The following is a 23958-nucleotide window of genomic DNA, read 5'->3' as shown; positions in this document are numbered from 1 at the left end:
GATCCTGCGGCCGGGACCCCGCTCGGCACCAGACGCTGTTGCCATCCAGTGGCAACCGTCCGTAGATTTGGCGGCATGGCAGGTCGAACGAATGCGCCCGGTCAGAGCGTCTCCCGGCGGCTGCTCACCGTCCTGGATTGCTTCGACGTGGCGCATCCCGCGCTGTCACTCACCGAGGTGGCCACCCGAAGCGGCCTGCCGATCTCGACCGCGCGCCGGCTCATCACCGAACTCCGCGACTGGGGCGGGCTGGAGCGGCTCGACGACGGCCGGTACCGCATCGGGATGCGGCTGTGGACGATCGGCACTCTCGCTCCGCAGCAGCGTGGACTGCGAGAAGCCGCCCTGCCCTACATGCACGATCTCTTCCAGGCGACCCAGGAGAACATCCAGCTGACGGTCCTGGAGGGCAAGCAGGCGCTCTGCATCGAGAAAATCTCCAGCACCAAAGCCGTGCCCACGCTGACCCACGTCGGCGGCCGCCTGCCTCTGCACGCGACCGGGGTCGGAAAGGCCATCCTGGCCTTCTCCGGAAAGGACCTGCTGCGTTCCGTCGCCGAGGCGGGCCTGACCCGGATGACCCCGCACACCATCACCCAGCCCGGCCGGCTCGCGGCCGCGCTGGGCGAGGTCCGCAAGACCGGGGTCGCCTACTCCTACGAGGAGATGACCCTGGGAGCGGTGTCCGTCGCCGCTCCGGTACTCGGCCTGGACGGCCGGGTCCGCGCCGCGCTGGGCATCGTGGCGCATTCGCGAGCCGCCGTCGACCGGCTCGCCCCCGCCGTTCGTGCCGCGGCTCTGGGCATCGCCCGCTGGGCCGACTGAGCGGCGCCGCGTGTGCCGCCGGACGCGCCCATCGACGCGCTGATAACCGTCGGGTTATCGGTCCTTGCGATGTTCACCGTTGATCGCCGCCGTGCGGGGCGGGAGTGTTGGGACGTCACCGGAGCCGGCTGACACGGGCGGTCTCGCCGGCACGGCCGGTGTCAGCGCGGTGTCAGTGGCGTGTCTGGCCGGTCGGCGACCGTGGACACGTCAACTTCCGAGAACACGGACGGAACAAGGGGAGACCTGTCATGCCTGCTTTCACCACCCTGGACCCGATCACGGCCTCGGTCACCACCGCCGGCGCCCGGGTGCGGATCGCCGCGAGCGAGCGGCCGGACACGGTCGTGCGGGTCGAGCCGATCGACAGCGCGAGCGCGTCGGACGTGAAGGTGGCCGAGAACACCGAGGTCGGCTTCTCCGCCGGCGCACTGTCGGTGACGACGACCAAGTCGGGCGACCGGAACGCCTCGGTCGCGATCACGATCGAACTGCCGGCCGGCTCCCGGCTGGTGCTGAACACCGCCTGGACGGACGTGCACGCGGACGGCCCGCTCGGCGACTGCGAGCTGAACATCGCATCCGGCCCGGTGAGGCTCGACCACACCGCCACGCTGCGGGCCGGCCTGGCGGCCGGGTCGGTGGAGATCGGCCACGTCACCGGGAACGCCACCATCGACGGCGGCGCGGCCGGGATACGCCTCGGTGAGATCACCGGCATCGTCCGGTACCAGGGCTCGACCGGGAAGGTGTGGATCGGCCACGCCCACTCCGACCTCGACCTCGGCGGCGCCGGCGGCAGCGTCGACATCGACACCGCCGAGGGCAGCGTCACCGTCACGGCAGGCGACTGTCCGATCCGGATCGGCCGGCTCACCCGTGGCCAGGCGGAGCTGGTGAACGCGTCCGGCGGCATCGAGATCGGCATCAGCGACGGCACCGCCGCCACGGTCGACGCGACGAGCACGAAGGGCGCCGTGCGCAACTCCCTGCCCGCGCAGGACAACCCGGGCAAGTTCGCCGACAAGGTCACCGTCCACGCCCGCACCCGGCTCGGCGACATCGCCCTCCACCCCGCGGCCGCCTGACCCTCGTGCTTCGCAGATCTCCAGAAAGGATCACAACATCGTGGACACGACAAACAGGCCGGCCGAGCAAGGGCCCGTCGGACGGCGGACGCTGTTGACGGGCGTGGTGGGTGCCGCTGCGCTCACTGGCCTCGGCGCCCACGGCAGCGCCTCCGCCAAAGCTGACGAGTGCGGTGTCGCGCGGGGATGGGGAAAGGTCGCCGACGCGTTCCGCGAGAACTTCGAGGGCGACGGCGAGGTCGGTGCGGCGTGCAGTGTCTACGCGGGCGGGCGTCTCGTGGTGAACCTGTGGGACGGCCTCGCCGAACGTGAGGCGAACCGTCCGTGGCGAAGACACACGATCACGCAGGTCGCGTCCACGACCAAGGGTGCCACCGCGATCTGCGCGCACCTGCTGGTGCAGCGCGGTTTGCTGGACCTGGACGCCCCGGTGGTGCGGTACTGGCCGGAGTTCGGCGCGAACGGCAAGGACAGGATCCCGGTGCGGTGGTTACTGTCGCACCAGGCGGGTCTGCCGGTCGTCGACGGGCCGCTGATGTTCGAGCAGGCGTGCGCCTGGGACCCGGTCATCCGCGCACTGGAGGCGCAGCCACCGTTGTGGGAGCCGGGCACCCAGCACGTCTACCACGCGATGACGTACGGGTTTCTGGTCGGTGAGGTCGTGCGCCGGATCACCGGCAGATCGCTCGGCACGTTCTTCGCCGAGGAGGTGGCCCGCCCGCTCGGCCTGAGCGCGTGGATCGGGCTGCCGGAGAGACACGAGCGACGGGTGGCGACGATTCACCATGCCGCTCCGTTCAGTGTGGAGGAGCTGCTCGCCGGGTTGATCAAGGTGACCGGGCTCGACGCGGACACGGTCACCGCTTGGGTCACCGCCCTGTACAGTCCTGGCTCGGTCGCGATCCGCGCCGGCGAACTCGGTGGCGCACTCACCACGCCCGACTATCACCTCACGCGGGCCTGGCGTGCGGCGGAGTTCCCGGCCGCGAACATGGTCGCCGACGCGCACTCGATCGCCCGGATGTACGCGGCCACGGTCAGCCGCGTCGACGGCGTGCGGCTGCTCGACCCGGCCACCGTCCGGACGGCGACGGAAATCCACACCGACACGACACCGATGCACGGACTGCCACCGGGACTGAACATCCCCGCTGACCGCTCCTTCAACATGTCGCTCGGGTTCTGGCGAGCCTGCCCGCCGTACCCGATGCTCAGCCCGGCGTCGTTCGGCCATCCCGGCTCCGGCGGCTCGGTCGGATTCGCCGATCCCGACGCCCAGGTCGGCTTCGGCTACGTCACCAACCTGTGGAACTTCCGGCCGAACGACCCACGGGCGACGAACCTGGCCAACGCCGTGCGAACCTGCCTCGAATGACACCGGTGGGCGAGCGCGCTACCGCATGACCGTGCCGAACTCGCGCGGGCCGAGCTCTGTCGCCACCTCGACGAAGCCGCGCCCGCGCGGGCCGAGCTCTGTCGCCACCTCGACGAAGCCGCGCCCGCGCGGGTGCAGGGATCCTTGCCCCGCACCGTTCGCCTACGCCGGGAGGCGTCCTCCGCATTCGCGGACCAGGTCGGCCAGGATCTTCCGGTCGGCGGGGGAGACGTGGTCGGCGTAGTACGCGTACAGGGACTCGCGGGCGAGTCGGGAGGCCGTGAGGCCGTCGCGGTCGGCAATGGCGGCGAACATCGCCCGGTGGTGGCGGATCGACTGCAGCATGAGGGCGGTCTGGTCGTCGGCGTCGAGGATCTTCTGCCGGACGCCGGGGCGGCCGTCCACGGCGTGCGGCGGGTCACCGTCGAGCTCGCCGCCGACGACCACGAAACACGCCGGGCCGTCAAGTACCTGGTCCGCACTCCGGACGTCATCAAGGTCGTTCACCTTTCCCACGAGGAGTCGCGTAGCAGGCGGGCGGTGCTCGTCTCGATCGACGTGCCCGCGACCCGGCTGCCCGAGGTCGTCGCCACCGCTCATTCGACGTCCGCCGGGATCATCGATGTGAGCCAGAGCCAGTGCACCCTGTTCCTCGCGGCGGATCCCCGCCGTATCGACGATCTGCTGGCCGCGCTCGGCGGCTTCACCACGCGCGATCTCGTGCTCTCGGCGCCGTTGCGTACCCGGACGTTGGTGCGTCGCCATCGCCCGGAACCGGGTCGGTCGTAGCACAGGCGCGGAGCCGCGCGGTGCCCGGGAGCGGCTTGTGACCATCGTCGACGCGGTGTTGCCGAGTCGAAGCCGTGCTCGGTCAGTGCTCGTGGAAGAAGGTGAGCACCCGGGGGAAGACCACGTCGGGGGCTTCGAGAAGCGGACTGTGCCCGATTTTCGGCATCATCCAGAGCTGAGAGTTGGGCAGGCCGTTCGCCAGCTCCTCTGCCCATTCGGGTGGCCTCGCGATGCATTCCTCTCCCGAGATGACGAACGTGGGGGCCGTGATGTCCTCGAGCAGAGGGAGGGCCGACCGTCGTCGGATCACCCCGGCCATCGCGGGCTTGAGCTGTGGTGTCAGCGCCGCGATGCGTGAGGTCCAGAGTTCGACGATCGGGCGCTTGGCTGGGTCGTTGAGCGTGGTCTCGCCGAGCATGATCCGCATGGTGGTCGCGAGCACGTCGTCTGCGAATCCGCGCTCGCCGACGTCGTCGACCCACTGCAGGAACCTCTCGAGCTGGTCCGCGGGTTCCGCGCGCGCGGACGAGCCTGTGATCACCATGGAGCGGATGAGATCGGGGCGGTTGGCCGCAACCCGGACTCCCACGTCGCCACCCATCGAGGAGGCGAGGAAATGCGCATGGGTGACTCCGAGCTTGTCGAGCAGGGACTGGATGTCGCCGGCGCAGCTCTCCACGCTGATGATGTCGCGCGGCGCACCGCTGCTCCGTCCCTGCCCGCGAAAGTCCGGACGGATGACCCGGAACTGGCCGGAGGCAGCCTGGGCGAACTCGTCGAACTGGCGACTGTCCAGGAACAGCGAGTGCAGGCACACCACGGGGACGAGGTCGGTCTCCCCGGTGTCCTCGACGTGAAGTTCTCCGTCCGCTACCGCGATCCTGCCCGCCCTGGTCATCGTCGACTCCTCTCGTCGTGTCCGCGCATCGCCGTCCACGGGGGGTTCTGCCGAAGTTCTGAGGGTGCCACTGTGACACTGATTGGATACTTTAGCAACCACTACAGCCAAGCGAAGTGGAGAATCCAGCGGATTGAGCTTGCTATTGGATCCAAAATGATTGCCTCCCGTGGTTGCATCCGCTACGGTGTGACCCTGTGACGGGCAGGCGCGTCGCGCGGCGCCCGGCGTCGGACCGACGAGGCTGAGAGCAGCCGAGCATGCTCGCCCCCGCACCTTCTGCGGAGAACGTGTTCGAAGGGAACTCCAGATGCCTATCCACAGGGCGATCGAGCCGGGCGCCGCCTGGACAGAGCTCGTCGTGACCGATGCTGACTGGGACGCCGCGTCCGCTGAGCTTCTGACCGCGATGCTGAGCCAGCTCGTCCTCATCCGAACGTTCGAGGAGTTCGTTCTCGACCTCGCTGCGAAGGGCCTCATCCATGGGCCTGCGCATTCCAGCATCGGACAGGAAGGCGGAGCGGTGGGTTCCTGCATCTCCTTGACCTCCAGGGACACCGTGAACGGATCCCATCGTGGTCATCACCAGTTCCTGGCCAAGGTGCTCACCCACCTGCACCCCGACGGCATCGACCCGGCGAAGCCGGTACCGGAGGATGTCCGTGAGGCGCTGCTGCGGACCCTGCGCGAGATCTGCGGTTTGGCCCGGGGGTTCAGCCGCGGTCGCGGCGGCAGCATGCACCTGCGGTGGGACGAGGCCGGCGCGATCGGAACGAACGCGATCGTCGGTGGCGGGGTGCCGCTCGCCGCGGGATCGGCGTGGGCGCACAAGCACGCCGGAACGGATGCCGTGGCCGTCAGCTACTTCGGCGACGGTGCCATGAACATTGGCTCGGTGCTGGAGACGTTCAACCTCGCAGCGGCGTGGTCGCTGCCACTGTGCTTCTTCGTCGAGAACAACCAGTATGCGGTGTCCACGCACATCGCCGAGGTCACCGCGGAAACCCGGTTGTCCGGCCGCGGACCTGGTTTCGGCATCCGCAGCTGGAAGGTCGACGGGATGGATCCGCTGGCGGTTCACCTGGTGCTGCAGGAGGCCCTCGAGCACCTGCGCGCAGGGCGGGGGCCCGTGCTGGTCGAGGCGGAGGTGTACCGGTACTTCCACCAGAACGGGCCGTTCCCCGGTTCTGCGTTTCGCTACCGCACCAAGGAGGAGGAACGGCAGTGGCGCCAACGGGACCCGCTCGACACGGTTGCCCGCCACCTTGTCCGCCGGGGAATTCTCGCCCAGGAGGACATCGCTGGCTGCATCCAGCAAGCCAAGGAGCTGATGGCGGAGCTCGGCGAGGTCATCCTGGAACCGAAGCCTGACGGAAAGCCGAACGAGAAGCGGATCAAACCCCAGGAATGGCCGGACGCGGGCATCGTGGACGAGGGCGTGCGAGGTGATCTCAGCGAGCTGGCAGAGCTGCCCTTCACCGACCTCGGCGACCATGCTGGTGAGCTCGTCGAGTCGTCGTTCATCGGCGCGATCGCCGGTGTGCTGGCGCGCCGCATGGAGACAGACCCGCGTGTGGTCGTCATGGGCGAGGATGTGCACCGGCTCAACGGTGGAACGAACGGTGCGACGCGCGGACTCAGCGAACGGTTCCCGGAACGGGTCCTCGGCACACCCATCTCCGAGAACGCCTTCGCCGGGCTCGGTGGTGGCCTGGCCATGGACGGACGGTTCCGGCCCATCGTGGAGTTCATGTACGCCGACTTCATGTGGGTCGCCGCCGATCAGCTGTTCAACCAGATCGGCAAGGCCCGGCACATGTTCGGTGGCACTGGCACGGTGCCGCTCGTGCTGCGGAGCAAGGTCGCCATGGGTACCGGCTACGGCTCACAACACTCCATGGACCCGGCCGGCATCTTCGCGACCGCGCCGGGTTGGCGAATCGTCGCTCCTTCGACGCCGTACGACTACATCGGACTGATGAACACGGCCCTCGCGTGCGACGATCCCGTCGTGGTGCTCGAACATGTCGACCTGTACCAGTCCCGTGGGCCCACCATCGCCGACGACTACGACCATTACCTGCCGGTGGGGAAGGCAGCGGTCCGGCGCCGTGGATCCGCGATCACGGTCATCACCTATCTCGCGATGACCCAGTACGTGCTGGCGGCGGTCGAAGACGTCGGCATCGACGCGGAAGTCATCGATCTACGATGGCTCGACCGGGCGAGCCTCGACTGGGACACCATCGCGGCAAGTGTCCAGAAGTGCAACACCGTGCTCATCGCCGAACAGGGGACGCAGGGAACCTCCTACGGCGGCTGGCTGGCCGACGAGATACAGCGCCGGCTGTTCGACTGGCTCGACGCCCCCATCGAACGCGTCACGGGTGGCGAGGCTTCCCCGAGCATCAGCAAGGTCCTCGAGCGTGCCGCCTTCGCGGGCACCGAAGAAGTCGCCGCCAAGCTTCGTCAGATGGCCGAGGTGTAACGACCCCATGCCCGAGATCCTGCGTATGCCCGAGGTCGCGGCCAACACCACCGAGGCCGTGGTCTCGAGCTGGAACGTCTCCTTGAACACGCCTTACGCCGCCGGCGAGACGATCGTGACGGTGGAAACCGAGAAGGCCGCCGTCGACATCGAGGCCGAAGCTGAGGGAACGCTACTCCGGTTGCTTGCCGAGGAAGGCCAGACGGTCGCTGTCGGCTCACCGATCGCGGTCTGGGGGCACCCTGACGAGAACCAGGATGCCGTTGACGCGCTGGTCGCCGCACTCGATCTCCCCGCTGGCTCCACGGTTGGTGGCGACGCCGGCAACGAGAGCCCGGCCGAGGTGGCAGCCGCTGGCGCTGCCCATGACGGAGCGGGTACAGCATCGTCCGGCCACGGTGGCCGGATCTTCGCCAGCCCCATCGCTCGCAAACTCGCGGCCGAGGCCGGTCTCGACCTGGCGGCCGTCGTCGGTACGGGTCCGAACCACAGCATTCGCCGCCGTGACGTCGAGGCCGCGCTCGCGGTCTCCCGCGCGGCTGGGGCCTCGGACAGTGGCCCCGACACCGGTGCCTCACCGCCGCCCGCTCGCCAGGAGACCGGACCGGTCGCTGTGCGGGCGGATTTCGAGGACGTGCCGCTCTCGCGCATGCGGCAGGCCATCGCACGCCGTCTGGTCGACAGCAAGCACAGCGCGCCCCACTTCTACCTGAGGGCAACGGTCCGCGTCGACCGTCTTCTGGATGTGCGGCGCGAACTAGGCGGTGACGCCGGAGCCGCCGTCACGATCAATGACCTCATCGTCAGGGCGGTCGCCGTGGCACATTCCCGGGTGCCTGGCCTGAACGTGCGGTGGAACGGTGACTCCGTCCGGCAGTACCGCCATGCCGACATCGCGATCGCGGTGGCGACCGAGCATGGGCTCGTCACGCCGGTCGTCTGCGGCGTCGACACCATGTCCATCGGGCAGCTGGCCCGGCGGACGCGGGAGCTGATCCAGCGAGCACACAACCGCAGGTTGCGGCAGGAGGAACTCGAAGGAGGCTCCATCACGGTCACCAACCTGGGCATGTTCGGCATCGAGGAGTTCGCGGCGATCATCAACCCCCCGCATGCGGCCATCCTCGCTGTCGGCGCGGCGAGCCAGCAGCCTCATGTCGTGGACGGTGAGCTGCAGGTCGCGACCATCATGCGGCTGTGCCTTTCCGTCGACCATCGTCCCGTCGACGGGGCCACAGCGGCTGAATGGATGCGCGAGCTGACCGGCATCCTCGAACACCCGGTGCGGATCCTTGCGTGACACCAAGTTTTCTGTCTCCGTCACGAAGGAGTGCGAGGCGCTGACGCGCCTCGCACTCCACCACGGGTTGCCGTGCCGGGAGATCTTGCCTGACGGCGGCACTCTCGAGCATGGCGGTCCGTTCGGCCGCTCGTCCCTTTCGCCCGCTAGTCGAACAACTCCGGGTGTTCAGCGAGGGTGATTCTGGTCCGGCGGATGTGCCCGGACAGGAAACGTTCCGCATCGACCGGGTCGCGGCGGTGGATCGCGTCGATGAGCAGGCGGTGCTCATACGTGATGATCGACCGGCCGCGGTCATCGATGAGTTGTGCGTAGGCGCGCCGATAGTGCTGGGTGGTGTTCCAGAACCGGGTGACTGTCGCCAGGAGCTGCTTGTCGGTGCAGCCGGTGTACGTCGCGAGATGGAACTGCCGGTCGAGGGCCACGAACCGGTCCGGCGACGTGGTCTCCTCGACCTCGGTCTGGAGTGCCTCGAGCCGGGCGACGTCCTCGTCGGTGATCTCCTGAAGGCTCAGCGTGAGTGCCAGCGGGTCGATGCGCTCGCGGATCCGATACGCCGTGTCGAACTCGTTGAAGTCCAGTTTGGCCACCCGCGCGCCGCTGTAGGACTTGACGGTGACGAGCCCGTCGGCCTCGACCATCCGGAGGGCTTCCCGGACCGGGATCCGGCTGGAGCCGAGTCGTTCGGCGATCTCCTCCTGACGCAGCCGCGTCCCCGGCGCGAGCTCTCCGTTGAGGATGGCAGTGCGCAGGTAGTCGGCGATCCGCCGACTGCTCACGCCAGCCTTCGCCGGTTCGAGGCTGTCGGTGGCATCCTGCCCGGGTTGCTGGTCGTTCATGGCCTCAGGATGGCGCACCGGCGTCTGGCTCCTGTCTGCCGAGTGTGGGTCCCGGCTTTCACTCCGCCTGTCCAGACGCGACGCTACTGACGATTGGACACAATCGCAAGCTGGAAGTGGCGCAAGGCGTCCCTCGTCGAGGCGCTTCGTCGCCAGGGGTTGCTGAAGTGGATCCGAACTGGCTCTCAAGGCTCGAGAGAAGGAGCGTCGGCGCGCCTCTCCGATGACGCCCTGCCACCGGATCGCCACCGAAGGTCAGCACTGGCCGAAGCGCGACCCTGGGGTGGCAGAATGAATCCAATCATGGGCGTCGATGCGGTCGAGAGCGGGTGTTTGCCCGCTTTTTCGGATTGATTGGATCCGATATGCTTGACAGCGCTGCGGGCAGCCAGCAGGATGTGGATCCCATTACGGCGTTACCAGAACGGTGGAGACCGGTGCCGTCCGGCACCAGCGGACCTCGCAAGGAAGCAGAGGTGCATGACGTGAAGACAACCCGACCATGGGCGCTGGGGATCGCCGCGGTGGCCGCCGCCATCGGCATCGCGGCCTGCTCCGGCGAAGCGACGTCGTCCGGGACAGGCAGAACGCTCGGCATCGTGCAGTTCAGCGGCGATGACGTCTACTCCAACAATGCGCTGCAAGGCCCCGCCGAGTACGCCGAATCCCAGGGATGGCAGACCGTGACGGTGGATGCCAAGGGTTCGGTCGATGGCGCCAACACGATGATGGAGAACCTGGTCACGCGCGGCGTCGATGCCATCGTCGTGAGCGTGTTCCCGTCCTCGGCCCTGGGCGCCGGTGTCGCGGCGGCGCGGCAGGCGGACGTCCCGGTGGCGAACTGGGGCGGCGGGCTCGCTGACGGTGTCCTGTTCGCGGCGGACACCGCACTCGGGGACGAGATCGCAGCACGGGTCGTCAGCGACATGGGGGGCAGGGGCGACCTGCTGGTGCTCGGTTACCGTCCGGGGCTGCCGTGCCAGGACCGCGAGAAGTCACTGGACGCGGCCGCCGCAGGCACCAGCATCAAGGTCAGCAAGCAACAGATCACCATCCCGGGCGCGGCCACCTCCGCGGCCGAGGCCACGCTCGGCTGGCTCGCATCCCATCCGAAGGGCGACACACCGCTGGCGGTGTGGTCCTGCTTCGACGACCCGGCGACGGGAGTGGTCTCCGCACTGCGGCAGGCCGGCCGCGGTGACGTTCTCAGCTATGGCCTGAACGGCACCGCACCAGCCGTGAAGCTCGTCGAGAACGGCGAACTCACCGCGACGCTGTGGATCGATGGCCCCGGTCAGGGCGAGGAACTCGCCAAGCGCCTTATCGCTCATGTCGATGCGCCCGGATCGGTCGAACAAGAGGTGATCGGCGGTGCCACGCAGATCGTCGACAAGGACAACGTCGCAGCCTTCCTCGAACAGCACGATGAGCGCGACTGAGCTCGTGTCGGGCGGCCCGCGCAGGCCGGTGTCGGCGTCGGCGTTCGTCGAGGTGCAGGCACTCACCAAGACCTACGGCGCCATCCGCGCACTCAAGGGTGTGGACATCACGTTCCGCCGAGGTGAGGTCCACGGTCTGGTGGGTGCCAACGGCGCAGGCAAGTCCACTTTGGTGCGCTCGCTGGCCGGCCTCGAACAACCGGACTCCGGCTCGATCCGCATCGACGGCGTCGAGACGCACGTCCCGAATCCCTCCGCCGCGACCAGGCTGGGACTCGCGTTCATCCACCAGGAGCTGAACCTGGTGGAGACGTTCACCGCCTCGCAGAACATCATGCTCGGCAGTCACGAAGGGGCTGCGCTGGCGTTCCGGCGGGTCGATGGCGTCCATCCCGCCGCCCGAACCGCCGCGGAGCGACTCGGGATCGATTTCCGGCTCGACCGGCCAGTCGCGCGCCTGACAGTCCACCAGAAGTGGCTGGTCAGCATCGCGCGAGCCCTCGTGCACGACTGTCAGCTGATCGCGATGGACGAGCCGACGGCATCGCTTGATGCGAACGAATCGGCACGGCTGCTGAAGGTCGCGCGCGACCTCGCCAGTCACGACGTGGCGGTGCTGTTCATCAGCCACCGGCTCGACGAGGTCCTCGAGCTGTGCGATCGGGTCACGGCGTTCCGGGACGGCGGGGTATCGGCCACCCTGCAACGGCCGGAGCTCACCCGGCAGCGCCTGGTCGAAGCGATCGTCGGTCACGAGTCCGCGCCGTCCCGGCCGGCTCGGCGAGACTCCGGTGAGGACCGGCCCGTCGTGCTCGAGGTCTCCGATGTCCGGCGCGGCCGGGCGCTCACCGGCGCCACGCTGCAGCTGCGCGAAGGAGAGCTGCTCGGGATCGCCGGCCTCGTCGGTTCCGGCCGCACCGAGTTGGCCCGCGCCATCTTCGGCGCCGACCGGATCGACTCGGGAGCCATGCGGCTGTTCGGCCGACCGTATGCGCCCACGTCGGTCGCGGACGCGATTCGTCACGGGGTCGCGCTCGTGTCGGAGGAACGTCGTGCCGAGGGGCTGTTCCTCGACCTGTCCGTGACGAGCAATCTCTACGTCAACACCTGGCACAAACGCCGAACTCGCTGCACACCGTTCACGTCCGCCCGCAGAGCGGAACGCCAGGCAGCCGAGATCGCCCAGGAGCTCGGCGTGGTGCTGCGGCAGGGCGGGGTCCGGCAGCCGATCGCCGGCCTGAGCGGTGGCAACCAGCAGAAGGTCTTGCTCGGGCGCTGGTTGCAGACCGAGCCTGCCGTTCTGCTCCTCGACGAACCGACCAGAGGTGTCGACATCGGGGCGCGGGAGGAGATCTATCGACGGATCCGCTCCCTCACCCGGACCGGCATGTCGGTCATCGTCATCAGCTCCGAGTTCGAGGAGCTGCTCGAGTGCGATCGGGTGGTCGTGATGAGCGCAGGCTCCACCGTCGGAGAACTCACCGGTGCTTCGATCACCGTCAACGACATGCTCCGTCTCTGTTATCTCTGACCGGAATCCGGGAGCTTCCATGACTTCCACCGTGACCGCACCCGCAGCGCCAGCTGCCGACACGGGGCGGCGAGCGCTGGCCTTCTTCGCCAGTTACGGCACCCTCATCGTGCTCGCAGCCATGATCATCGGTTTCGGCGTCGCTCGCCCCGTCGAGTTCCTCAGCGAACGCAACCTGATCAACGTCCTCAACCAGAGCGCCCTGCTGGCCATCGTCGCGGGTGGACTCACCTATGTCCTCGTCGCCGGCCAGTTCGACCTCAGTTTCGCCAACATCATCAGCTTCTCGGGGATCCTGTGCGTCGGTCTGCTGGAACGCAGCGGCCTGCCGATCCCGGTCGCGATCGGCGGCTCACTGCTGGCCGCGATCGCCGTCGGGATCGCGAACGGTGTCCTCGTCGCCTACCTGCGGATCCATGCCATCGTCGCGACACTGGCCACGTCGACGGTCCTGCTGGGTCTCAACTTCCTGTACAGCAACGGCGCACCGATAACGCTCGGGGAGGGAGGGTTCACCGACATCGCGCGAGGAGCACTGGCGGGCATCCCCATCCCGGTGATCGCCATGGCCGCGGTCCTGGCGATCCTGTGGCTGGTCCTGAACCGCACTCTGTTGGGACACCATCTACAGGCCACGGGGTCGAACACCGCCGCGGCACGCCTGGCCGGAGTCGCGGTCGGCCGCGTCACGCTGGCCGCCTTCGTGTGCGCTGCCGTGTGCGCGGCCATCTGCGGCGTGCTGCTGTCGTCGAGAATCGGCAGTGGAATGGTCACCGCAGGCGATGGCTTCCTCCTCAGCGCCTTCGCCGCCGCGTTCCTCGGGGCGTCGGTGATTCGCGACGGGCAGTTCCACATTCTCGGCACCTTCGTCGGTGTTCTCATTGTCAGCATCGCGGGCAACGGGCTGGCGATCCTCGGCGCACAGTCCTACGTCCTGTACCTGGTCCAGGGCCTCGTTCTGCTGGCCGCCGTCGCGCTGAGTACCACCAGCCGCCGTGTCCTCGGCCGGCGACGCACCTGACGACAGACACCGCCGGACCCCGACGGCAGACAGCAAAGGAGCACCACGTGAGCACCCGCGACATCGACAGTCTGGCCACGACGATGGAACGCACCATCGGAGCCGGCCGCGTCGATCAGGTCGCCTTCCTGGTCGAGGACTTGCCCACCGCCGTCCAACGCTGGAGCGCGCTGTACCGCGACGACGAATGGCGCGTCTACACCTACGATCCGGCGAACGTGCCCAACCTCACCTACCGGGGCGAGCCCGGCAGGTTCGCACTGAGGCTGGCGCTGGCCGGGTCCGGCCCGCAGGTCGAACTGATCCAGCCGCTGGCCGGGCCCAGCATCTACCACGACTGGATAGACCGGCACGGTTACGGCTTTCACCACTTCGGATTCTTCGTACCCTCACTCACCGGCGCCGTCGCGGAGTTCGAGGCGGCGGGCCACGCCACCATCCAGTCCGGCTCAGGCTACGGCCTCGACGGCGACGGCGGATTCGCGTACTTCGACTTCGAGGACACCTATGGGATCCACCTCGAGGTGATCGAGGTACCCGCCCGCAGGCGACCGAGTGAGCGACTGCCGTAGGCACCCCCGGCATGTACCACCACGACCGGCGAAACGAACAGGAGTTGAGTCACATGACCGCAACGCTCACCCCCGCATGGTGGGACGCCTTCGTCAGCGAGGCGAACGGCGACCCGCGCTTCCACGACGCTGCCAAGTACTTTCACGGCCGCATCCAGCTCGACTACGGCACCGGTGTGACGAGCTTTTTCGTCTCCGGCGGCCGCGTGCTCGATGTCCTGGATGGTCCCGCACCCCGCGGTGCCGATGTCGTCTTCCGTGCCCCTCGTGACGAGTGGGACCGCATCGTCGCCGGAGATTCCGACTTCATGAAGGCGACCACTCCCGGCCTCGGCAGGCTCGAGATCGACGGTGACACCGTCCTCGCCATGGACAACATCCGCGTTGTCCACCTCCTGCTCAAGGTGATGGCGCGGGTCGGCAGACGCCGCGAGGCGAGCCCTGCGCCGTCCCCGGATCCGCGTCCGTCCGGCGAACCCACCGTGGGCAGGTACGTCACCGTCGACGGCATCCGCACCTACTACGAGGAAGCAGGCCAGGGACCGGTCCTCGTCTGCTTCCACGCCGCGTGCCAGGACTCGCTGATGTACCGCTACGTCCTCGACGGCTTGTCGGATCAGTACCGCGTCATCGCGGTGGACGCCCCCGGCCACGTCAAGACCGACCTGCCCGCCGACGGCCCCTTCCAGAGCCTGACCAGACACGCCGAGTTCAACGAGGCCTTCATGGAGGCTCTCGGCCTGCGCAAGCCTGCCATCCTGGGTTGCTCGATGGGCGGCAACCTCGTTCTCGAGCTCGCCGCCCGGCGACCGGACGCCTATGCCGCGGTCATCTCGTCCTGCGGTGCGGACTACACACCGACCATGTCGGGGTTCCTGCTCGAAATGCTGCTCCGCAACGGGCAGCAGATCGTCGAGACCTTCTGCGAGTCCCTCACCGGAGCGCGCACGCCCGAACATCGCGCGAGGGAGGCCGTGTGGCAGATCCGGCGCAACGTTCCCGAGGTGATGGCGAGTGACCTCATCGGGTACGCGGGCTTCGATCTGCGCGAGCAGGTGGGCCGGATCAAGGCTCCCGTGCTCCTGCTGAGAGGCGAGGCCGACTGGCTCGTGTCGAAGGAGCAGGTCGAGGCGACGCAGAGCCGCATCCCGGGCAGCCAGGTCGCCGTGCTTCACGGTACGGGCCACTACCCCATGATCGAGAACCCGTTCGAGTTCAACGAGACCGTCCGCGGCTTCCTGCACCAGAACGGATACAAGTAGGCAGTCGCGCCCGGCAGCGAGCACTGTCCGGCCACCTGGGGCTGTCGAAGCCGCGTCGTTCCGACCCGCGAGTCCTGCGTTCAGGCCCGCGAGTCCTGCGCTCCGGAAGCTCCCCAATGCGGCATTGGTAGCGCTCAACTTCCCCAATGCGGCATTCGTAGCGCTCAACGCTACGAATGTGGCATTGGGGCCGCTCAGCCCAGTACCGGACGGCCCAGGGGCAGCGGCCTGCCACCGGTCGCGGCGGACAGCGCGCCGGCGAACAGGTACACGCCGACCGCGGTGAACGCGAAGACCACGTACCCGCCCACGGTGATCGCGCCCGGGGAGCCGGCCACCGTGCCGTACAGCACGAGGGCGAGCGCGAGGTCGATCAACGTGAACAGCACGGTGAACGCGGCGGGCAGCCGCAGGGTGGTCAGCGTCAGCAGGACGATCATGATCAGCCAGGCGATCAGGAACAGGCCCTCCGTCGCGACAGCCGCGTCGCCGGAAACGCCGAACCAGCCATGGATCAGGCCGAGCACCAGAGCCGCGTAGCTGAGCCAGAAGCCGGCGAACACGCCGAACACGGCGGCGACCGCGCTCTGGCCCAGCGCCGCGGCCCACACCGCGGCGACGAGCTGGCCCAGGCCGGTGGCAGGCAGGATGATCGCGATCGAGGCGCCGACCGCGCCGGTCGGAACGTACCCGGTCAGCACAAGGCCGAGCGCGGTCGCGCCGACGATGAAGGTGGGTACTCCGATCAGGGCTGGGTCGCCTTCGGGCGCGGATCGCGTGGGGGCTTCAGTGGCAGCGGCAGTGGTCATCGTTTACTCCTCGTTGAGTGGCGAATGATCCTGGGATGCGGTGGGCGGCGGCCAGTGATCGGCGGCCGCAGGGAACCTCCGGTCGTTACGTGGTCCTGGGCCACATTCGGGACAGCTCAGGGTGGTCGTCGTCGATCAGTCGATGTGCCAGGGCGATCGCCTCATTCGGATCGATCTGGTCGAAGGCGGAGTCCCCCTTGGCGACACCCTCGAAGACCTCTGCCAGCTCGTTCGCCACGGCGGGGGACAGACTCGTGTCGCGGCGGCACTCCACGTAGCGCATCCGCAGCACGCGTGCCGCCTGCAACAGCAAGGAGCAGTAAGTACCGTGCGTGGTCGTTGCCCGTTCAGTCCGGGCACCCGACTTCTGGCTTTCCACGCCGACTCCCTTCTCTCGTCACATCTGCCGCCGCGGCTTGCCAGGACTGCTGAACTGCGGCGCTGTTTCACCTGTCTGCGCTGCGTCACCTGCCAGCGCTGCGGGCAGCCGGCAGGGCTGCTCGAACACGATCGGGGCCCGGGGCCGTCAGAACTGGCCGCCTTCGCTGTGCGCCGGACTGCTTGCCGGGCACACAGCGAAGACGTGCAGTCGTCAGGCGGCGCGTTTTTTGAGTTCGTGGGCGGCGGTGGTGGGGTTGGGGGCGTTGTAGATGGCGCCGCCGGCGACGGCGACGGTGGCGCCGGCGTCGCGGACGGAGGCGATGGTGTCGATTTTGATGCCGCCGGCGATGGAGAAGGGCACGCCGGCCTGGCGTCCGTCCTCGAGCAGGGTGTCGATGGTGTAGCCGGGGCGGGCCTGTTCGTCCAGGCCGGCGTGGATTTCCACGAACGCCACCCCGAGCTTGGCGACCTCCCGGATCCGGGCGACCCGGTCCTCGACCACGGTGATCATGTCGGCGACGACCTCCTTGCCGTACTTGCGGCCGGCCGCGACCGCGCCGCGCACGGTGTCGTCGTCGGCGGCGCCCATCACCGTGACCAGATCCGCCCCGGCCTCGAACGCCATCGCCGCCTCCAGCTCACCGGCATCGGCGGTCTTGAGGTCGGCGAACACCAGCTTGTCCGGGTGCGCGGCCTTGATCGCGCTCACCGCGCCGATGCCCACCGACTTCACCAGCGGCGTCCCCAGCTCCAGGATGTCGACGTGCTCGGCCACCTGCTTGGCCAGCGTCAACGCCGAGGGCAGATCCACCACATCCAACGCAACCTGCAACTTCACAGCACACTCTCCTCACCAAAAAAAGGGCCGACCAATCAACCCACACGACAATTCCCCACCCACCCAAAAACCAGCAACACCCCACCACATGCAAAACCCCAATCCCCCAATGCGCACAACCAATAACCACCCACCCACCCCCACACCACTACCCTCGATTCCGAGTCGTGGGTGAGCCGGGGCTCGCCGGCGACGCCGGGCCCTTCCCGGGCCGTGCGGGCGGCGTCGCCGGTGGGCGGTGGCGCGGCCGTCGGAGAGCCGATGGCGACCACCGCCACCGGCCACGCTCGTCGCCCTCGCACCAGAAAGGCCTGAGGCTGACGGTCGTGTCGCCGCTGGCCAGCCCACCCGCCAGGCGCGACGGTCGCCGGATCACACCAGTCCACACCGCCCTGCGACCACGCCGGCCCGCTCGTGAGCGCGCGGCCGCCGTTCGTCCGGGATTTGCCCCCGGTCGTTCGTGGTCAGTTGCCACGCCCGGCGGCGACGAACAAGCTGTGCACAATGCAAGCCGAGTTCAGGGCGATGATATCGGGGATGTCCGGCAATCGCCCCGAACCAGCCCTCGGCGGGCAACGGAGCCTGTTCTTATCCGGCCGGCACCAATGGCCGACCATGAGGGAGGACGCCATGAGACGGGACACAGCCGACCCTTCCGCGGCGCACGCGTTGCCGAATTGATTTCGCGCCGTGTTCATACATTGCCTCGGAGCCGCGGCAGGCGGAGGTTACCCGCAGTGGAACTGCGCGTGCGAGGGGTGCCGCAAGGCCCGCGCCACCCCTGAAGCCGCCACGACACACGCGGGGATCGCCGTCTCCGGAGACGGCGAGCGGTGGTTCCTGCTGAATGCGACCCCGGACGTCCATCATCAGATCGCGGCGGACCCATCCCTGCACCCGGGCCCCGGAATCCGGGCCACGCCGGTGGCCGGCGTACTGCTGACGGACGCCGAGTTCGACCACACGATCGGCCTGCTGATGCTGCGGGAGGAGTCGTCGCTGACGGTGTACGGGACGTATCCCGTGCTGGAGGCCCTGACCCTGTGGTTCCCGGTTCGTGAGCTGCTCAGCGACTACGCGGACCTCACCTGGTCGTTGGTCGATGTCGGCAAGCCGCTCGATCTGGACGACCGGTTGCGGGTCACTCCGTTCCTGACCGGGTCCAAAGCCCCCCGGTATGTGGGGAGCTCGCAGCTTCGCGGCCCGTCGTCGGAGTGGGAGGTGGGTTACCGCCTGGAAGACAGGCAGACCAGGGGGACCGCGGTGTACGCGCCGACGCTGCCGAAGTGGGACGACGGGTTCGCCGAGCAGGTGGCGTCGGCGGACTGCGTCTTCGTGGACGGCACGTTCTGGACGGACGACGAGATGTCCCGCCAGGGGGCGGGAAACCGGACGGGACGCTCCATGGGGCACATGCCCATCAGCGGTGACGACGGCTCGGCCCGCGCACTGGCCGCCCTGCCGGCGAAGCGGAAGATCTACACGCACATCAACAACACGAACCCGATCCTCGACGAAGACTCCGAAGAGCGGCGTTGGGTGACGGGCCTGGGCATCGAGATCGGCCGAGCCGGCTTGGAGGTGGAAGTGTGAACGCGTGGTCTGCGCAGGAGTTCGAGGCGCGCCTGCGATCGATCGGAGAGAAGCGGTACCACCATCTGCACCCGTTCAACGAGCGGATGCACGCGGGCCGGTTGTCCGAGGAGGAGTTCCGGGGCTGGGTGCGCAACCGCTTCTACTACCAGATGAACCTGCCCAAAAAGGACGCGTTCATCCTCACCAAGCTCCCCGGCCGGGAGGATCGGCGCCGGTGGATTCAGCGCATCATCGATCACGACGGCCGGACGGGCGACGAGGGGGGCCTCGAGAAATGGGTCCGCCTCGGCGAAGCCGTCGGCTTGACCCGCGACGAGCTGTTCGACGTCGACACGGTGCTGCCCGGGGTTCGGTTCGCCGTCGACGCCTACGTCGACTTCTGCCGGCAGAAGCCGTGGCTGGAGGCCGTGGCGTCGGCACTGACCGAACTCTTCGCGCCGGACCTGCTCAGCCGGCGGATCACCGACGTTCGGCACCACTACCCGTGGATCGCCCCGGAAGGCCTGGAGTACTTCCGCGCGCGGCTCACCCAGCAGCCGAAGGACATCGAGCACCTGCTGCACCTGGTGCTCACCAACGCGACGACCAGAGACCAGCAGGACGCGTGCGCACGGGCACTCGAGTTCAAGTGTGACGTCCTCTGGAGCCTGCTGGACGCCGTGGAACTCGCCTACAGCAAGGGTTCATGATGGACGAATCCGAATTGACCGCCGTCCCGAAGCTGGCAACCAAGGCGATGCTCAGGCACGACAGTGTCCGGGACGTGGAGTTGCTCCTGCTCCCCGAGCGGGTGGTGCTGTTGAACAAGTCGGGGGCCGCGATCCTGGGGTTGTGCGACGGCAGCCGGACCGTGCAGGACGTGATCGCGCAGCTCGAACACGATTTCGACGCGGCCGATCTCGCCAACGACGTGATGACGTTTCTCAAGGATGCGCGTGGGCGCGGCTGGGTGGTGGTCACATGAACCCTGTGCCGCAGCCGTTTGGCCTGCTGGCCGAAGTAACACACCAATGCCCGTTGCACTGCGTCTACTGCTCCAACCCGCTGGCGTTGCGTGACCGAGACGACGAGCTGACCACCGGCGATTGGTTGCGGGTGATCGGCGAGGCAGCCGCGCTCGGTGTCGTGCAGGTCCACTTCTCCGGTGGTGAACCCCTGGTGCGCGGCGATCTGGAGACGCTGGTCGCCGAGTGCCGCAGGCGCGGCCTGTACACCAACCTGATCACCAGCGGCCTCGGGCTGACGGAGAGCCGGGCGCGGTCGCTGGTAGCGGCGGGGCTCAACAGCGCGCAGCTGAGCATTCAGGGCGATGCGGCCGAGTCGACGGACCTGGTGGCGGCCAGCAGGCGATTCGACAAGAAGGAGGAAGCCGCACGCATCATTCGCGAATCCGGGCTGCCGTTGAACATGAACGTGGTCCTGCACCGGCTGAACCTGTCGCGGCTGGACGCGATCATCGACGTCTGTGTGGCGTGGGGCGCCGAACGCCTGGAGCTCGCGAACACCCAGTACTACGGCTGGGCTCTGCGCAATCGCGACCTGCTGATGCCGAGCAGGGCCCAGCTGGACGAAGCGGTCGGCGTGTACGAACGCCGGAAGGCCGAGCTGGGGGAGCACATGGAGCTCCTCTGGATCCTCCCGGACTACTACGAGCGGTATCCGAAGCCCTGCATGGGCGGCTGGGCGCAGACCGCGCTGACCGTCGCCCCGGATGGGATGGTCTATCCGTGTCCGGTGGCCGCGGAGATCACGACCATGGAGTTCGTCTCGGTCCGCGACCACGATCTCGAGTGGATCTGGTCGAAATCCGAGGCGTTCGAGGCATTCCGGGGAACCGAGTGGATGGCCGACCCCTGCCGGAGCTGCCCGCGCAAGGAGACGGACTTCGGCGGATGCCGTTGCCAGGCCTTCGCACTGACCGGTGACCCGGCACGCACCGACCCCGTGTGCGTGCACTCGCCCGACCATCACCTGATCCAGGACGCTCTGGCCCGTGCCAATCGGGCGGACGTCGGAGAGGGCGGCGAGCCGGACCGCGAGAAGCTGGTGTACCGCCGCCCGCGTGCGCCCGTGCGGAGGTAGGCCATGGCGTTCGACAGCCCGGGCGCCGCCAGGAGCAAACTGACACAGGACGCGGCGGCAGCGCGCTCGGCCGAGGTCGCCGACGTGCACTACGCGGTAGAACTCGATCTGACGGCAGGCGAGCGGACGTTCGCGACGAGCACGGAGATCCGCTTCCAGGCCCGGTCCGGGAGCGCGTGCGTCTTCCTCGACTTCGTGGGAGAGGCCGAGTCGGTCGAATGCAACGGCCGGGAGCTGGGGCCGCACGTGCACGACGGGACGCGCATCCGGCTGGACGTTCGGCCCGGCGCCAACACGGTTCGAGTGGCCGGCACCGCGTCGTACTCCCGAACGGGCGAGGGACTGCATCGGTTCCACGACCCGCTCGACGGGCAGGTGTACGTGCACACCAAGTTCGAGCCCTTCGCGGCGCACACGGTGTTCGCGTGTTTCGACCAGCCCGACCTCAAGGCACGGGTCGACCTGACCGTCGTCGCCGAGGATCACTGGTCGGTGGTCGCCAACGCCAACGACATCGAGACGGTCTCACTCGGAGGCGGGCGGGTGGCAAGGCGCTTCGATCGCACGCCACCGCTGCCGCCGTACCTGGTGGCCGTCGCCGCCGGCCCGTTCCGTCGGGTGCAGTCGGCACACGGCGGCGTGCCGCTGGCGCTGTACGCGCGGCAGTCTCTCGTCGACGAGCTGACTGACCAGGCTCCCGAGCTGTTCGACGTCATCAGCCGTGGTCTCGACTTCTACACCGGGCTGTTCGACCTTCCGTACCCGTTCGCCAAGTACGACCACGTGTTCGCGCCCGAGTACACCTTCGGAGGAATGGAGCACCCGGGCTGCGTGACGCTCAACGAGCGATTCCTGTTCCGCGACCGCGTCACGGAGGACAAGAGGCGGCGACGAGCCGAGCTGCTCATGCACGAGATGGCGCACATGTGGTTCGGCGACTACGTGACGATGCGCTGGTGGGACGACCTCTGGCTGAACGAGGCCTTCGCGACCATGATGTCGGTCGTCGCGCAGCCCGAGGCGACGCCGTACGGGGAAGGCTGGGCCGGTTTCGCGCACCACTCGCTGCCGATAGCCCGGCATGGCGACCGGCTGCCCACCAGCCACGCGATCCGGGTCGACACCGCCGACACCGACGCCGCGAGGTCGAACTTCGGCCCGATCGTGTACAGGAAGGGCGCAGCGGTACTCCGGGACCTCGCCGCGCGTCTGGGCTGGGACTCCTTCGTCGCCGGTGTGCGGGGGTATCTGCGAGCGCACGCGTGGGGAAACGCCGACCTCGCCGACTTCGTGGCCGCGCTGGAGCAGGTCGGGACCGACGATCTGGGCGACTGGGCCGACGAGTGGCTGCTGCGCAGCGGTATCGACACGGTCGAGGTCTCCCGCCGCGCGGACGGGGACAGGGTTGTGCAGGTTGCCGACCCGCATGTTCCACCACGCAGGCTGAACCTGGGACTCGCCGCGTATGACGCCGAGGAGGGCCGGCTGGTGCTGCGTCGACGCGCGCACGTGACCCTCGGTCCCGGCGAGTGCGAACGGGAGCTCGCCGTGTTCGGTGGAGCGAGCCCGGACCTGATACTGCCCAATGCCGACGCGGTGAGCTACGTCAAGGTCCGGCTGGATGCCCGGTCCCGGCTGACGGCATTGCGCAGCCTTTCCGCACTGGACGACCGGCAGGCGCGAGCAGTCGTCTGGGGAGCGTTGTGGGACGACCTGCTCGACGCGCGCCTGCCCGCGCGCAGCTACGCATCGGCCGTCCTCACGCATGGACTGAACGAGAGCGATGCCGGCGTCATGGAGGCGCTGCTGGAGCGCGCCGTGCACGCCGTGCGGGTCTACGGTGATCCGTCCAGCAGCTGCCGAACGCTGGCGGGCATGGCAAACCAGGTCCGCGATCAGCTGGCCGGTGCCGCTCCGGGCAGCGATCGCCAGCTGGTACTCGCCCGCGCACTGGTGGACCTCCTTCACCCCGGCAGTCACCAGCTGCTGGGCGAGCTGGTGTGCGGCCGGTCTCCCTGGACAGGGCTGGACGTCGATCGCGACCTGCGGTGGCGGGCATTGTTCCGCCTCGCATCGATCGGAGCCGACATCGACGGACTACTGGACACCGCGGTGGAAGCCGATCCTGGCGACAGTGGACGCCGGAACGCGCTGCTGGCGCAAGCCGCACGCCCCATGCCCGCCGCCAAGGAAGAAGCCTGGACGCGGTTGTTCGGCGACGGCTTCTCGCTCGTGGAACGCAAGGCCATCATGGCGGGGCTGCGGCAACCGGAGCAGGAGGAGCTGCTCACCCCGTACGCGGAGCGCTACATGCGGGCATTGGAGAGCATGGCAGGAACCGCGGACACCGAGTTCCTGCTGGCGTTCGCCCGCGCGCTCTATCCCCGTTTCACGACCGCCGAGCACAGCGTACTCGCGGGTACCGATGCCCTGCTGGGACACGACCTGCTCCCCGAGAACGTACGCAAGGTGGTGAGCGAGGAGCGAACCGAGCTCGTCATCATGCAGGCCGCACGAGCCTGCGACACGGCGGGCAGGGACCGCTGACGGAGAAACTCGTGGCGCGTGGGTGCTGAGGACACGACTGTGTCGCCGGCCGTGGCCACGACGCCGCGTTTTCGGCAACCGGGCCGAACGAGTGGCAGGGAATCGATGACAAACGGTCCTGATATTGCCACGAGCAGAGGTGTGAACGCTCGGCTGCCGGCGGTTTTTCCGGGCCGACATCGTGGAAGTGGAATCGCCGCCGTTTGATTTCCCGCACGACCCGCAGGTAGCGCGGTGCACACCGTTCATACGCGCACGGCGCGCGTTCGTGTCCAACA

At 68.3% G+C, this 23958-nt stretch carries 22 protein-coding genes; 16 read left to right on the top strand and 6 right to left on the bottom strand.

Annotated elements, in window-relative coordinates; all coding sequences use genetic code 11:
• The first annotated feature begins 75 nt into the window (after nt 1–75).
• From BAY60_RS30020 to BAY60_RS30010, 3 genes are all read left to right on the top strand, one after another.
• Complete coding sequence (locus BAY60_RS30020; RefSeq protein WP_112284784.1) at nt 76–825, top strand: IclR family transcriptional regulator; 750 nt, start codon at nt 76–78, stop codon at nt 823–825.
• A 251-nt stretch (nt 826–1076) separates the two neighbouring features.
• Complete coding sequence (locus BAY60_RS30015; protein ID WP_112284783.1) at nt 1077–1913, top strand: DUF4097 family beta strand repeat-containing protein; 837 nt, start codon at nt 1077–1079, stop codon at nt 1911–1913.
• Nucleotides 1914–1953: 40 nt separating this feature from the next.
• Entirely contained in the window at nt 1954–3288 is a 1335-nt protein-coding gene (locus tag BAY60_RS30010; protein ID WP_245992880.1) for a serine hydrolase domain-containing protein, read from the top strand.
• Nucleotides 3289–3450: 162 nt separating this feature from the next.
• On the opposite strand, the gene BAY60_RS38130 is transcribed toward BAY60_RS30010, so the two are convergent.
• Nucleotides 3451–3804 carry a hypothetical protein gene (locus BAY60_RS38130; protein WP_245992879.1) on the bottom strand — a complete coding sequence of 118 codons (354 nt, stop codon included), beginning with the start codon at nt 3802–3804 and terminating at the stop codon, nt 3451–3453.
• A gap of 24 nt (nt 3805–3828) precedes the next feature.
• Here BAY60_RS38130 and BAY60_RS30000 point away from each other — a divergent pair, with 24 nt between their 5' ends.
• The gene (locus BAY60_RS30000) at nt 3829–4077 is read left to right on the top strand and encodes a hypothetical protein (protein ID WP_146771107.1); all 249 of its coding nucleotides are present in this window, start codon (nt 3829–3831) and stop codon (nt 4075–4077) included.
• An 82-nt stretch (nt 4078–4159) separates the two neighbouring features.
• Here BAY60_RS30000 and BAY60_RS29995 read toward each other — a convergent pair whose 3' ends face one another.
• Complete coding sequence (locus tag BAY60_RS29995) at nt 4160–4975, bottom strand: alpha/beta fold hydrolase (RefSeq protein ID WP_112284781.1); 816 nt, start codon at nt 4973–4975, stop codon at nt 4160–4162.
• A 310-nt stretch (nt 4976–5285) separates the two neighbouring features.
• On the opposite strand from BAY60_RS29995, the gene BAY60_RS29990 reads away from it, so the two are divergent.
• Complete coding sequence (locus BAY60_RS29990; RefSeq protein WP_112284780.1) at nt 5286–7463, top strand: alpha-ketoacid dehydrogenase subunit alpha/beta; 2178 nt, start codon at nt 5286–5288, stop codon at nt 7461–7463.
• 7 nt (nt 7464–7470) lie between these two features.
• Nucleotides 7471–8763: a dihydrolipoamide acetyltransferase family protein gene (locus BAY60_RS29985; protein ID WP_112284779.1), complete on the top strand. Its 1293-nt coding sequence runs from the start codon at nt 7471–7473 to the stop codon at nt 8761–8763.
• Nucleotides 8764–8909: 146 nt separating this feature from the next.
• Here BAY60_RS29985 and BAY60_RS29980 read toward each other — a convergent pair whose 3' ends face one another.
• Nucleotides 8910–9602: a GntR family transcriptional regulator gene (locus BAY60_RS29980; RefSeq protein WP_112284778.1), complete on the bottom strand. Its 693-nt coding sequence runs from the start codon at nt 9600–9602 to the stop codon at nt 8910–8912.
• A gap of 476 nt (nt 9603–10078) precedes the next feature.
• Here BAY60_RS29980 and BAY60_RS29975 point away from each other — a divergent pair, with 476 nt between their 5' ends.
• The 5 genes from BAY60_RS29975 to BAY60_RS29955 are packed head-to-tail and all read left to right on the top strand — an operon-like array spanning nt 10079 to nt 15427.
• A complete protein-coding gene (locus BAY60_RS29975; RefSeq protein ID WP_170160611.1) occupies nt 10079–11041 on the top strand; it encodes a sugar ABC transporter substrate-binding protein in 963 nt (320 codons plus the stop codon).
• Complete coding sequence (locus BAY60_RS29970) at nt 11028–12572, top strand: sugar ABC transporter ATP-binding protein (protein WP_112284776.1); 1545 nt, start codon at nt 11028–11030, stop codon at nt 12570–12572. Before BAY60_RS29975 ends, BAY60_RS29970 begins: the two co-directional genes overlap by 14 nt.
• The gene (locus BAY60_RS29965; protein WP_211330518.1) at nt 12526–13593 is read left to right on the top strand and encodes an ABC transporter permease; all 1068 of its coding nucleotides are present in this window, start codon (nt 12526–12528) and stop codon (nt 13591–13593) included. The genes BAY60_RS29970 and BAY60_RS29965 overlap by 47 nt, the downstream gene beginning before the upstream one ends.
• Before the next feature lie 47 nt (nt 13594–13640).
• Nucleotides 13641–14165: a VOC family protein gene (locus BAY60_RS29960; protein WP_211330517.1), complete on the top strand. Its 525-nt coding sequence runs from the start codon at nt 13641–13643 to the stop codon at nt 14163–14165.
• Between the two features lie 53 nt (nt 14166–14218).
• Complete coding sequence (locus BAY60_RS29955) at nt 14219–15427, top strand: alpha/beta fold hydrolase (protein ID WP_112284774.1); 1209 nt, start codon at nt 14219–14221, stop codon at nt 15425–15427.
• 194 nt (nt 15428–15621) lie between these two features.
• Here BAY60_RS29955 and BAY60_RS29950 read toward each other — a convergent pair whose 3' ends face one another.
• The 3 genes from BAY60_RS29950 to hxlA form a co-directional block, all read right to left on the bottom strand.
• Complete coding sequence (locus tag BAY60_RS29950; protein ID WP_112284773.1) at nt 15622–16236, bottom strand: GPR1/FUN34/YaaH family transporter; 615 nt, start codon at nt 16234–16236, stop codon at nt 15622–15624.
• 85 nt (nt 16237–16321) lie between these two features.
• A complete protein-coding gene (locus BAY60_RS29945) occupies nt 16322–16615 on the bottom strand; it encodes a hypothetical protein (RefSeq protein ID WP_112284772.1) in 294 nt (97 codons plus the stop codon).
• Nucleotides 16616–16828: 213 nt separating this feature from the next.
• Nucleotides 16829–17455: a 3-hexulose-6-phosphate synthase gene (gene hxlA, locus BAY60_RS29940; protein ID WP_112284752.1), complete on the bottom strand. Its 627-nt coding sequence runs from the start codon at nt 17453–17455 to the stop codon at nt 16829–16831.
• A 690-nt stretch (nt 17456–18145) separates the two neighbouring features.
• On the opposite strand from hxlA, the gene pqqB reads away from it, so the two are divergent.
• From pqqB to pepN, 5 genes are read left to right on the top strand one after another with little or no spacing between them, the layout of a single operon-like run.
• The gene (gene pqqB / locus BAY60_RS29935) at nt 18146–19048 is read left to right on the top strand and encodes a pyrroloquinoline quinone biosynthesis protein PqqB (RefSeq protein ID WP_112284771.1); all 903 of its coding nucleotides are present in this window, start codon (nt 18146–18148) and stop codon (nt 19046–19048) included.
• Nucleotides 19045–19740: a pyrroloquinoline-quinone synthase PqqC gene (pqqC, locus tag BAY60_RS29930; protein ID WP_112284770.1), complete on the top strand. Its 696-nt coding sequence runs from the start codon at nt 19045–19047 to the stop codon at nt 19738–19740. Before pqqB ends, pqqC begins: the two co-directional genes overlap by 4 nt.
• Nucleotides 19740–20015, top strand: a complete 276-nt coding sequence (pqqD, locus tag BAY60_RS29925) for a pyrroloquinoline quinone biosynthesis peptide chaperone PqqD (protein ID WP_112284769.1) — start codon at nt 19740–19742, stop codon at nt 20013–20015. The genes pqqC and pqqD overlap by 1 nt, the downstream gene beginning before the upstream one ends.
• Entirely contained in the window at nt 20012–21133 is a 1122-nt protein-coding gene (gene pqqE / locus BAY60_RS29920; RefSeq protein ID WP_112284768.1) for a pyrroloquinoline quinone biosynthesis protein PqqE, read from the top strand. Before pqqD ends, pqqE begins: the two co-directional genes overlap by 4 nt.
• A gap of 3 nt (nt 21134–21136) precedes the next feature.
• Nucleotides 21137–23680, top strand: a complete 2544-nt coding sequence (gene pepN, locus BAY60_RS29915; RefSeq protein WP_112284767.1) for an aminopeptidase N — start codon at nt 21137–21139, stop codon at nt 23678–23680.
• Nucleotides 23681–23958 lie beyond the last annotated feature (278 nt).

The sequence above is a fragment of the Prauserella muralis genome (assembly GCF_003202285.1).
Classification (GTDB): domain Bacteria; phylum Actinomycetota; class Actinomycetes; order Mycobacteriales; family Pseudonocardiaceae; genus Prauserella_B; species Prauserella_B muralis.
The sequence above is the reverse complement of the archived record's forward strand: the minus strand, read 5'-3'. Positions and strand labels throughout refer to the sequence as shown.